The organism is Rhodococcus sp. NBC_00294, assembly GCF_036163995.1.
Classification (GTDB): domain Bacteria; phylum Actinomycetota; class Actinomycetes; order Mycobacteriales; family Mycobacteriaceae; genus Rhodococcoides.
Map to the genome: position 1 here is coordinate 3,471,286 of NZ_CP108043.1, position 11,555 is coordinate 3,482,840.

Below are 11,555 nucleotides of genomic sequence, written 5' to 3' on the forward strand. Positions count from 1 at the left end.
CGGGCCTTTCTGCTGTTCTGGCAAGCTGGAACGGACGAAGCACGGCGAACACGAGGGAGACTGCCATGTCGGACTGGGCGAAGAAGATCGAGGACAAAGCCAAGGGCCTCGTCGCGGAGGCCGAGGTGGGCCTCACCCACCTCGAGGGTGCGGACGCCGTCGATCTGGACGAGACGGACGACTCGGGGGACCGTACGGACGCCGGCGGGGACGTCGACGAGAACGACGCGCCCAGCACGGGCATGACGTCGGCGGATCCCGACATCTCTCACTGAGCACCGGGCACCGACGTCGCTCTGATCCGATCGAGTCGACGCCGGTGCCTGCGGCTACGCGAAAGGCCCGACAGTCTGAGACTGTCGGGCCTTTCGTAGTGGTAGCGGGGACAGGATTTGAACCTGCGACCTCTGGGTTATGAGCCCAGCGAGCTACCGAGCTGCTCCACCCCGCGTCAGCGTCGAGAACCTTTCGGCTCCGTCTGCGGTGCAAGCTGTACTGCGTTCTTGCTGAACAAGAAGTTACCGGACGGCGTTGGTGAATTGCAAATCGCCTGCTGAGCAACGAGATCGAGCCTCGGAGGGTGACCGCGGTCTCTTTTCGCCCGTGTTCCCCCTCACATAACGATGGGGTCACGAAGAGGACACGAGACGGTTGTCATCCGTCATGACCTGCAGAGATGTCACGAACCCACCATCTCGCCCGTTTCCGACCTCGCCAGAGGGCCGGGTGACGGCTCGTGATTGTTTCGTTACCGTCGCGCTCGGCCCGAAACAAGGGCCAGGCCGACCCGCCGCTGGATTCTTCTGCCCCGCGGGATCGGAGACCCGACTCGATGGGGGCAGGGATTCGAGCGAATGCAGGCGTCACTCGCCTGCTCGCTCACGTCGACCAGCGCTGAGAGGATCTACCCCGCATGACCACTGCACGTAACTTCACCACCCGCGCGCTCGGATGGGCCGCCGTCACCGGCGCCGTCGTCGCCGCACCGCTCGTCCTGAGCACCGGAACCGCCTCCGCAGCACCCGCCCACAACTGGGACGGCGTCGCACAGTGCGAGAGCGGCGGCAACTGGGGCATCAACACCGGCAACGGCTACTACGGTGGCCTGCAGTTCTCGCAGAGCACCTGGGCGGCCAACGGCGGCTCCGGCACCGCGTCCAGCGCCTCCAAGGCCGAGCAGATCCGCGTCGCCGAGAACGTTCTCGCGACCCAGGGCGTCGGCGCATGGCCCACCTGCGGCCAGTACCTCTCGTCGGGCACCACGTCGGTCGCCGAGGCGCCCGCGCCGGCACCCGCTCCCGCGCCTGCTGCACCCGCCGCACCGGCACCCGTGCAGTCCGTCGTCGAGCAGGGCGCAGCACTGGCCCAGCAGTACGGCGTCGGCCAGCAGTACCAGGACTTCGTGGCCGCCAACTCCGGCGTCCTCGCGGGCCTCGCTCGCTAGAGCATCCTCTCGAACGTCCGAAGCGGGCGCACCCGATCATCGGGTGCGCCCGCTTCGTCGTGTGCGGGGCGTCTGCTGGGGCCCTGGTGTCCCCGCACCGGCCCCGCGACGCGATCTGCACCCTGTGCTCGGGGCTCACACCCCCTCCAGCAGGCGGGAAGGGGTGCGGGGTGCTGGAATCCGTGCGGGTCGACGCGGCGGCTCCCCCACACCCGGCCACGCCCCGGCCCCGTCGTCGGCGCAGGCGATCCGCACACGTTTACTTAGCCGCGCACCCCCACCCGCCGGTGACAACGCGTGCGGGGCGCTGGAACCCGTGCGGGTCGACGCAGCGGCTCCCCCGCAACCCGGCTCCCCGATACCACCACTGCCATCCGCACACGTCGCACAAGCCGCACACCCCCACCCGCCTGCGGCAACGCGTGCGGGGCGCTGGAACCCGCGCGCAACGACCCGAACACAACGACCCGCGCTCACGACGAAGCCCCGCCACTCGTGACGAGTGACGGGGCTTCGGTCGTGACTACCGGGCCGACTATCCCCCGGTGCTGTTGTACTGGTCGATCGCGCGCTGCAGGTTGTCGAACGCGGTACCGAGCTGGGCGAAGTCACCCGACTGCTGCGCGGTCCGCACTGCTGCCAGCGCACTGTTGAGGTTGTTCACCGCGGCCGTCCGGTCGACGGGCGCAGCGGGTGCGGCCGACGTGGACGGAGGCGTGGTGGCAGACCCCTCGGTGGGTGCCGGGGTGGTGCCGGTCGACGAGCCGTTGTCCGGCTGCGGCTCTGTCGCCTCACCGCCCGGCGCGGTCGCCACGCTGCCCGTACCGGAACCGAACACCTGGTCCAGTGCCTCGGCCAGCGTCGCCGCGTACCCGACGCGGACACCGCCGCCCGCACCCGGCTCGCGATAGCTCACGAGTACGCGGGACAACTGCGGGAACGTGGAGGTGTTCGTCGTGTTGCGCTCGGTGTACAGCGGCTCGACGTACAGGATTCCGCCGTTGGCGATGGGCAGTGTCAGCAGGTTGCCGTACTGGATCCTGTTGGACTGCTGCAGCAGCGTTCGGTCCGACGCCACACGGGTGTCCGACGTCATCGAGTTCTGCGCCTGCTGCGGACCCTGAGTCTGCGTGTCGGTGGGCAACTGCAGCACCGTGAACTCGCCGTAACCCTCCGGATCGGAGCGCACGGAGATGTACGCGGACAACAGCTCTCGGTTGAAGCCCACCATCGCACTGGTCAACCTGAACGACGGCTGGCCCGTGTCCGGATCACCGATCAGGACGTAGTACGGCGGCTGGTTGAGGTTGGTGCCACCCTCGACGGTCGGGTCGCTGGGGACCGACCAGAACGCGTTGTTGGTGAAGAACTCGCCGGGATCGTTGACGTGGTACTTGGCGAGCATCTCGCGCTGGACCTTGAACAGGTCCTCGGGGTAGCGGAAGTGCTGACGCAGTTCGTCGGAGATCGCCGACTCGGGCTGGACCGCACCCGGGAACGCGCCCATCCACGCGGCGAGGACGGGATCGTTGTCGTCCACCTGGTACAGGTTCACCGACCCGTCGTAGGCGTCGACGGTGGCCTTGACCGAGTTGCGGATGTAGGACACCTCGTCACGCGGAAGCAGTCGACCGGTGTTGGCGTCGATGCTGTCCTGCACCAGTCCCTCGAGCGAACTGCGCTGCGCGTAGGGGTACTGGTCCAGCGTGGTGTACGCGTCGACGATCCAGACGATCTTTCCACCGACCACGGCCGGGTAGGAGTTGCCGTCCGCGGTCAGCCACGGTGCGACCTTCTGCACGCGCTCACGAGGATCGCGGTTGAAGATGATCTTCGAGTCGTCGCCGATGGCGCCCGAGAAGAGGATGTTGCGTTCGGTGTACTTCGCCGCGAACGCCAACCGGTTGAACCAGTTGCCGATGCTGACGCCACCCGAACCGGTGTAGGTGTAGCGCGAGGTGTCGGTGTCGTACTCGCGGCCGTCCGAGCCTTCGCTGCCACCGACGATGGCGTAGTCGGGGTTGGACGACGCGATGACCTCGCCGTAGTAGATGCGGGGCTGCTCCACCGGGATGACCTGGTCGTCCGCGGCCTGCGACGCGAGGTCGCTGACGGTGTAGATCGGGTACCCGGAGTTGCTGTTCGACTCGGTGCTCGTCGCGTCCTGCACGGCGGCGTTCACGCGGTTGGCCGGGGCCGCCACGAAACCGTTGCCGTGCGTGTACACCGTGTGGCGGTTGATCCAGTCGGTCTGGTTGCCGGTGAGGCTGTTGGGAGACAGCTCACGCGCCGCGACGATGTAGTCCTGGAGCTGCCCGTCGATCTCGTAGCGGTCGACGTCCAACGTGGACGGGAACCCGTAGAAGTTCTTGAGCTGCTGCTGCTGGGTGAAGGTGCGCGAGAGCACGTTCGGATCGAGCAGACGGGTGTTGGCGATGGTGGTCTGGTCCGCGGGGACGTCCCGAGGCGACGCGGAACCGACGCCCGTGTAGTCCTCGTAGGTCACGGTGTCGTCCGTGATGCCGTAGGCGGCTCGGGTGGCCTCGATGTTCCGTTCGATGTACGCCCGCTCCTTGTCGGCAGCGTTGGGGCGCACCGAGAACTGCTCGACGACCAACGGCCAGACGGCGCCGACGAGAATCGACGACAGGACGAGAAGCGCGGTGGCGAGTGCCGGGATCCGCAGATCGCGCAGGAAGATCGCCGCGAAGAAGGCACCCGCACAGATGACAGCGATGGCCAGCAGGATGAGCTTCGCGGGCAGGACGGCGTTGATGTCGGTGAAGCCGGGGCCCGTGAACGTGGGCTCCTTACGGCTGCTCGACAACAGTGCGTAACGATCGAACCAGTACGCCACCGCCTTGAGGACGACGAAGGTGCCGGCGAGCACGGCCAACTGGATGCGCGCCGACTTGGTCAGCGCACCCTCGCGGCCGCTGAGGCGCAGGCCGCCGAAGATGTAGTGCGTGACCAGTGCCGCGAAGAAGGCGATGACGACGGCGACGAAGAGCCAGTTGAGGATCGACCGGTAGAACGGCAGATCGAAGGCGTAGAAGCCGACGTCCAGGTTGAACTGCGGATCCTGCACGCCGAAGGATCCACCGTGCAGGAACATCTGCACCGTGACCCAATTGCCCTGTGCGACAAGGCCGGAGAGCAGGCCGATGACGACCGGGATGCCGATACCGAACACGCGCAGACGCGACATGACGGTGGTGCGGTAGCGAGCGATGGGATCGTTCGGTCCGGCCGTGGGTACGAAGACCGGACGCGACCGGTAGGCGACGGTGAGAGCACCGAACACCGTGCCGCCCACCAGCAGAGCGACGACGAGGAACGTGATCACGCGAGTGAGGAGCACCGTCGTGAAGACGTTGCGGAAGCCGACCTCCCCGAACCACAACCAGTCCGTGTACGTGTCCACCAACCGGGGACCGATGAGCAACAGCGCGGCCAGAACCAACGCCAGGACCAGTAACGTACGGCTCCGTCTCGACAACGACGGTAAACCGGTTGGGGGCCTCATGCCCACGTGCCACACTCCAAGATCTCGCGCGCCGTCGCCTCGTGACACCACCGTGACGACACCACATGTCCGTTTTCGACCACTGTACGGACACCCTCGAACGCGAAGTGTCCCGCCGTGGCGACGTCCACGACTCTAGCCCTCGATGCGAGGATGGAGCGGTGAGTGACAACGAGGATGCATCGTGACCGGGAGCGAGTGGTTCGATCCCGAATCCGGGGACGCCCGCGCCGAACGCGCCCTCGCCCGCTGCGTGCGCGAGGTCGTCGACTACGTGGACGCCGGCGGGTGGGACCAGGGGCCTCAGTTGTTCGCGTTGGTCCCGACCGAGGATCTGGCGGCCGCGGAGCCCAGCCTGCTCGACCAGCTCGAGGACGGCGCCGACCTGACCCCTGTCGCCCAGGAGCGGCTGCCCGCCGACGTCGCGGGCGGATCGCACGCGCTCGACGAGTTCCTCGGCACGACCACCTGGCCGGCCTCGGTCGCCGGGTGCGCACTGGTCGAGGAGATCGTCGTTCTGCCGCCCGAGGCCGAATCGGATCTCGACAGCGCCCTCGCTCCGCTCCTGGCGGATCGCGACGCGGCGGACCAGGCCGCGCGCCTCACGGCCGAGGAGCACCCCGACCGGCGCGACGGGCGGCTCATCGTCGCCGTACTTCGGGACGGTCCGTCCATCGCCCTGCTGCAGCTGCGTCCCGAGAACGAGGACGACAGCAGTTTCGACGAGGCGCCGGAGCTACTGACCTACGAGAACCTGGCGCCGAACGTCGTCGCGGCGCTGCACGCCACGCTCGACGCGGATCCCGAGGACGAGGACTACTGACGTTCGCACCCGGATCGTCACGAGCAGGACGGGGCGTCTCCCCCACCGGCCAGAGCGTCGAGCGACCCGATCGCATCGTCCAGGCTCGTGACCTTCACCAGGCGTAGCCCCTCCGGCGTCCGCGGCGCCGCCTCGGCGCAGTTGTCCGCGGGAACGAGGAAGATCGACGCGCCGGCCTCGCGTGCGGCGACCAACTTGTACGGAATCCCGCCGATGGGACCCACCACGCCGTCGGCGTCGATCGTTCCCGTGCCGGCGACGAAGGCACCGCCGCTGAGGTCGCCGGGACTGAGCTTGTCCACCACCGCCAGCGAGAACATCAGTCCGGCGGACGGGCCGCCGACGTCGGCGAGATTGAACTCCACGGTGAACGGCACGTCCGGTGTCTCCTCCGGGGTGATGCCGAGATAGCCGCGCTCGGCGTCGTCCGGACGGGCGGCGACGGTGACGTTCTCCGTCGTCGTCGCGCCGTCGCGCGTGACGTCCACCGAGATGGTCGTGCCGGGATTCACGGCACCGACAGCCTTCTGGACGTCGGCCACAGTGGACACGGGCGCGCCGTCGATCGCGGTCACTCGGTCACCCTCCTCGAGGACGCCCGCCGCGGGGCTGTCGTCGCCGATCTGCGCGACCGTGAGCACCGTGGGCAGTCCGAGGTGATCCAGGGCTGCGAGTTCCGCACTGTCCTCGGATTCCGCGAAGTCGGCCTGGTTGGCGTTCTCGACCTCTTCTCGGCTGCGATCGGGCGGGTAGATCTCGTCGCGCGGGACCAACCCCTGCCTGCCGCTGAGCCAGAGGCCGAGGGCGTCGAACACCGTCAACTCGTCCCGCACCGCCACGGTCGTCATGTTCAGGTGGCCGGACGGCCGATCGACGTCGGTGCCCTGGACGTCCACGACGGGCTTGCCGTCCACCTCACCGAGGGTGTCGAACGTCGGTCCGGGCCCGAGGGCCGCGAACGGAACGGTGACCGCAGATCCCAGAACTCCGAGGACGACCACCGGCAACAGAGCGACCAGGAGCGTCGCGATCCTTCGATTCACGTCACCACAGTAGAGAACGACACCGTCAACGCTGTCGGGGAGACGCGTCGACGTCGCCCGCGGCGTCGCTGTGTTCGCGCTCGGCGCACTCGGCATCGCCGCCGAACCCGTGTTCGGCTTGTACCGTTGAACCATGACCAACACGCCTTTCGGATTCTCCAATTCCGACGACGACCCGGACAAGAACGAGGGGTCGAGCGGCGGCTCCGGCACGCCCGGAGGTGGTGCCGGCGGATTCGGTTTCGGCGCCGAGGGTTTCGATCCGGCGGCGCTCGGCCAGATGTTCACGCAGATGGGTCAGATGTTCAGCGGGATGGGATCCGGTGCCACGTCCGGACCGGTGAACTACGACCTGGCGAAGAAGCTGGCCCTCCAGCAGATCGGGTCCACCACCCCCGTGCGGGAGGGATCGAAGTCCGCCGTCGTCGACGCGGCGCACCTGGCGGAGCAGTGGCTGAACGAGGCCACCATCCTCCCGGCCGGCGCGGTACGCACCGAGGCGTGGACTCCGCAGGAATGGTTGGACAACACGCTCGACACGTGGAAGCGGTTGTGCGATCCCGTCGCCGAGCAGATCTCCGGCATGTGGACCTCCGCGTTGCCGCCGGAGGCGCAACAGATGGTCGGTCCGATGATCGGCATGCTCGGTCAGATGGGCGGTATGGCGTTCGGCTCACAGCTGGGCCAGGCCCTGGGCCAGCTCGCCAAGGAGGTCCTCACCTCGACCGACATCGGCCTGCCGCTCGGCCCCTCGGACACTGCGGCGCTGCTTCCCGACGCCGTCGCGGTGTTCAGCGAGGGCACCGAGCTGCCCGAGCGCGAGGTGCTGGTGTTCCTGGCCGCGCGCGAGGTCGCCCACCACCGTCTCTACTCGCACGTGCCGTGGCTGCGTCAGCGCGTTCTGGCCACCGTCGAGGAGTACGCGCGCGGCATTCGGATGGACTTCGGTGCCATCGAGGAGGCGGCCCGCGGTATCGATCCGTCCGCGCTCACCGACCCGAGCCAGCTGGAGAAGATCCTGCAGCAGGGTGCGTTCGAGCCGCAGACGACCCCGGAGCAGAAGGCGGCCCTGGAGCGCCTCGAGACACTGCTGGCCCTCGTCGAGGGGTGGGTGGACACGGTGGTGACCACCGCTCTGGGCGAGCGGCTGCCGGGAGCGTCCGCGCTGTCGGAGACGATGCGGCGCCGTCGCGCGTCCGGCGGCCCGGCCGAGCAGACCTTCGCGACGCTCATCGGCCTCGAACTGCGGCCGCGCAAGGTGCGTGAAGCAGCCGATCTGTGGCGTCGACTGACCGACGCTGCGGGTATCGACGGCCGCGACGGTGTGTGGGCCCACCCCGATCTGCTGCCCGACACCGCGGACCTCGACGACTCGTCGTCCTTCATCGATCGCATCGTGGGCGGGGACACCGGTTCCTTCGACGACCCCATCGCTCAGCTCGAGGAGTTCGAGCGCAAGCGCGCGGCCGAGAAGAAGGCCGAGGGAGACGACGAGGGCCCCGCCCCCGTCTGATTCCGCCGACCTGGGACTTCCCGACGCCCGCGTGACTGCGTCGCAGGTCGGAGCGCCGTAAGCCTGTGGACAAGCGGCGCGGGACACCCCCGTCCGCAGTGTGGGGCGTGCCATCGTCTGCGCATGACGGAGACACGCCACGCGAGCTCGCCCGAGATCGCCCGCACGCGCGCCGACCGGGACGGCCTCCCGCACCTGGCCGAGTCGGTCACGCTCCTCGTGCGCCGAGACGGTCGGCTGCAGGTCGGCTGGCATCCCGAGCGCCGGGTGGTCCTCACCCCGCCGGACGGCGTGACACCGGCCGTCATGGCCTCGGTGCTGCGTCTCCTGGACGGACGACGGTCGATACCCGACGTCTACTGGCGTGCAGCCGAACTCGGCGTGGACGCGGCAGTGCTCACCGCGGTGCAGGCCGAACTCGAACGACTGGGCGTGCTCGGACGTCGTCGTCCGCGGTCGTCCGCCGTCCGCACGGTCCTCGTTCTGGGACGCGGTCCCCTGTCGGATGCGGTGTCCATCGGGTTGTCCCCGACGGGCCGCGTCCAGCGCCGGCACGTGTCGCTCCCCCACAGACACGCGGACGTCGACTGCGTGGTCGTGGCGGACACCGTGCTCTGTGCTCCCGAGGTCTCCCGGGTGCTCATGGACGACGGCATCCCGCACCTTCCCGTGCGGCTGCGCGACGGCGTCGGCGTGGTGGGTCCGCTCGTCCTGCCCGGACACACGCCCTGCCTCGAGTGCGTCGAGCTGACGCGGTGCGACTACGACCGGGAATGGCCGCACCTCGCCGCGCAGCTACTCGGCACCGTCGGGTCCGCGAGCGGCGCCACCATCGCCGCCACCGCGGCGTTCGCGGTCGCGCAGGTCACCGAGTTCCTCGACGCACACGCGGACTCGCCCGCACCGATGACCGTCGGGCACAGCCTGGAGGTGGACCTCGTCGCCGCGGCCACCCGCCGTCGACGATGGCCGCGTCACCTGTTGTGCACCTGCGCTCGTCGGTGACGGACGGTGTGACGTGTCACGGATGCGCGGCCGGGTCTCGGCCGTCGCGGCGCGTCGGCCGATCGTCAGACATGATGGAGTCATGCCCGACATCCCCCGCAGCAGTTCCGCCCGGACAGCCAAGCTGGCCAGCATCCCCCTCGGGATGGCAGGCCGCGCAGCGATGGGCTTCGGACGCAAACTCGCGGGCGGAAATCGTGCGGAGATCGACGCCGAACTCAGCGCCAAGGCCGCCCAGCAGATGTTCGCCGTCCTCGGCGAACTCAAGGGCGGAGCGATGAAGTTGGGTCAGGCTCTCAGCGTCATGGAGGCGGCCGTACCCGAGGAGATGGCAGAGCCCTACCGCGAGGCGCTGACCAAGCTGCAGGCCGAGGCGCCCCCGATGCCGATCGCGACGGTCCATCGGGTGATGGATCAACAGCTCGGCACCGGGTGGCGCTCGCGCATCTCCGACTTCGACGACACGGCCACCGCGTCGGCCTCCATCGGGCAGGTGCACCGAGCGACCTGGTCCGACGGTCGCGACGTGGCGGTCAAGATCCAGTACCCGGGTGCGGACGAGGCGCTGAAGGCCGACCTCAAGACGCTGTCGCGTTTCGTCGGCATCCTCGGCACCATCGTGCCGGGTACCGACGTGAAGGCCGTCCTCGACGAGATGTCGGCGCGCACGGAGGAGGAACTCGACTACCGGATCGAAGGCGAGAACCAGCGTGCGTTCGCCGCGGTCTATGACGGGGACGAGAGATTCGCCGTGCCTCGTGTCGTGGCGAGTGCTCCCAAGGTGGTCATCACGGAGTGGATGGAAGGAACGTCCCTCTCCTCCGTCATCGCCACCGGAACCGCGGAGCAGCGCAACACCGCCGGCGAGAACCTGGCCCGTTTCCACTTCGAATCGGCGGAGCGCGTCCGCCGCATCCACGGCGATCCGCACCCCGGCAACTTCAAGTTGCTCGCCGACGGCAGGCTCGGCGTCATCGACTTCGGTGCGTGCCTCACTCTCCCCGACGGTCTGCCCCCGGAACTCGGTCGCATGGTGCGACTCTCGCGCGACGAGGAGTTCGACGAGCTGACGGAACTGCTGCGCGAGACGGGATTCGTGATTCCCGGCCGCGAGGTCACCGAGCAGGAGATCGCCGACTATCTCCGCCCCTTCACCGATCCGATCAAGACCGACTCGTTCCACTTCACTCGAAAGTGGCTGCAGGGCACGGCAGGCAAGGCCGCGGACTTCAACGGTCCGCAGTTCCGTACGGCCCGGTCCCTCAATCTGCCGCCGCGGTACGCGGTGATCTTCCGCGTTCTCCTGGGATCGGTGGGCATCTGCGCCCAGCTCGACGCAAATGCTCCGTACATGGCGATTCTCACCGAGTGGATGCCCGGGTTCGCCGAGTAGCCGGGCGACACCCGCACCGACCGTCAAGCACAGACGACGGACGGTGCGGGTGTGACCGGGTTCTTGCGGGGACGGCCGCGAGACCGCTTGCGCGCGATGACGACTCCCTGATCGAAGATCTCGCCGCCCCACACTCCCCACGGCTCGGCACGGTCGAGCGCCGCGTCGAGGCACCCCGACCTGATGGGGCAGTGTGCGCACAGCTGCTTGGCGCGTTCGAGACGGTCGGGCGACTCGGCGAACCAGAGATCCGGATCGGCTCGCCGGCACGGCAACTGATCTGCGACGAAGTCGTCGATGGCGGCCACGGACCGATCGGTCGTGGTGTCGTCGGTGCGGCATGTCGTCCGGGTGGTGGCGGGTGACACGTCGTTCTCCTCTTCTGCTGCGATTCACGGTGGTGTCGAACTCGACAGATCTGGCGAGATCCGTGAACGGCGTCGAGGGGTGTCCCACGACGAAGGCCACGGTTCGCAGGTGCGAATCCGTGGCCTTCGACGAAGGAATGCTGTGCGGTGCCTATCGAGTGATGTCCCGATCGACTCCGGTGCCCACGGATGCGCGATGCGCCCAGCGCTCGCGGTGACGGCGCGGCAAGGGTGCCACTCCGAAACCGTTCGTGCTCAGTGCGATTGCTTCGGCGACTGCGCCTGCGCCGGCTTTGTTCATGCCGGTGCTGCAGACGGCAGACTTCTGCTGCAGAAGCGCTGCGGTGGTGTAGATCTCCACGGGTGACACCTCCTTCGGCGGCGAGTCGGAATCGAGCAGGTCACGCACCGGAAACCCTCACGGGGCGCGCGGTACGAAA

Annotated in this window: 10 protein-coding genes and 1 tRNA gene; 6 read left to right on the top strand and 5 right to left on the bottom strand. The window is 68.4% G+C overall.

Translation table 11 applies throughout. From position 1 onward, the window contains the following. Positions 1-65: 65 nt before the first annotated feature. Positions 66-275 (top strand): hypothetical protein, encoded by a 210-nt coding sequence (locus OHB23_RS16220; protein ID WP_037186691.1) that lies wholly within the window; start codon positions 66-68, stop codon positions 273-275. Between the two features lie 99 nt (positions 276-374). On the opposite strand, the gene OHB23_RS16225 is transcribed toward OHB23_RS16220, so the two are convergent. Then, positions 375-451 (bottom strand) — tRNA-Met (locus OHB23_RS16225). Positions 452-913: 462 nt separating this feature from the next. Here OHB23_RS16225 and OHB23_RS16230 point away from each other — a divergent pair. After that, complete coding sequence (locus OHB23_RS16230; RefSeq protein WP_222628530.1) at positions 914-1,444, top strand: transglycosylase family protein; 531 nt, start codon at positions 914-916, stop codon at positions 1,442-1,444. 535 nt (positions 1,445-1,979) lie between these two features. Here OHB23_RS16230 and OHB23_RS16235 read toward each other — a convergent pair. Further along, positions 1,980-4,976: a UPF0182 family protein gene (locus OHB23_RS16235; protein WP_222638652.1), complete on the bottom strand. Its 2,997-nt coding sequence runs from the start codon at positions 4,974-4,976 to the stop codon at positions 1,980-1,982. A gap of 178 nt (positions 4,977-5,154) precedes the next feature. On the opposite strand from OHB23_RS16235, the gene OHB23_RS16240 reads away from it, so the two are divergent. Then, complete coding sequence (locus tag OHB23_RS16240; RefSeq protein ID WP_231476446.1) at positions 5,155-5,793, top strand: PPA1309 family protein; 639 nt, start codon at positions 5,155-5,157, stop codon at positions 5,791-5,793. Positions 5,794-5,810: 17 nt separating this feature from the next. On the opposite strand, the gene OHB23_RS16245 is transcribed toward OHB23_RS16240, so the two are convergent. After that, positions 5,811-6,836 carry a YlbL family protein gene (locus tag OHB23_RS16245; RefSeq protein ID WP_328809897.1) on the bottom strand — a complete coding sequence of 342 codons (1,026 nt, stop codon included), beginning with the start codon at positions 6,834-6,836 and terminating at the stop codon, positions 5,811-5,813. 133 nt (positions 6,837-6,969) lie between these two features. Between OHB23_RS16245 and OHB23_RS16250 the strand changes: the two genes are divergently transcribed. From OHB23_RS16250 to OHB23_RS16260, 3 genes are all read left to right on the top strand, one after another. Further along, positions 6,970-8,349, top strand: a complete 1,380-nt coding sequence (locus OHB23_RS16250; protein ID WP_027506823.1) for a zinc-dependent metalloprotease — start codon at positions 6,970-6,972, stop codon at positions 8,347-8,349. 123 nt (positions 8,350-8,472) lie between these two features. Further along, positions 8,473-9,354, top strand: a complete 882-nt coding sequence (locus OHB23_RS16255) for a hypothetical protein (protein ID WP_222627077.1) — start codon at positions 8,473-8,475, stop codon at positions 9,352-9,354. A gap of 82 nt (positions 9,355-9,436) precedes the next feature. Continuing rightward, the gene (locus tag OHB23_RS16260) at positions 9,437-10,747 is read left to right on the top strand and encodes an ABC1 kinase family protein (protein ID WP_222647051.1); all 1,311 of its coding nucleotides are present in this window, start codon (positions 9,437-9,439) and stop codon (positions 10,745-10,747) included. A 23-nt stretch (positions 10,748-10,770) separates the two neighbouring features. Here OHB23_RS16260 and OHB23_RS16265 read toward each other — a convergent pair whose 3' ends face one another. Continuing rightward, the gene (locus OHB23_RS16265; RefSeq protein ID WP_156380535.1) at positions 10,771-11,115 is read right to left on the bottom strand and encodes a WhiB family transcriptional regulator; all 345 of its coding nucleotides are present in this window, start codon (positions 11,113-11,115) and stop codon (positions 10,771-10,773) included. 151 nt (positions 11,116-11,266) lie between these two features. Next, complete coding sequence (locus tag OHB23_RS16270; protein WP_222627079.1) at positions 11,267-11,524, bottom strand: hypothetical protein; 258 nt, start codon at positions 11,522-11,524, stop codon at positions 11,267-11,269. Positions 11,525-11,555: the final 31 nt, after the last annotated feature.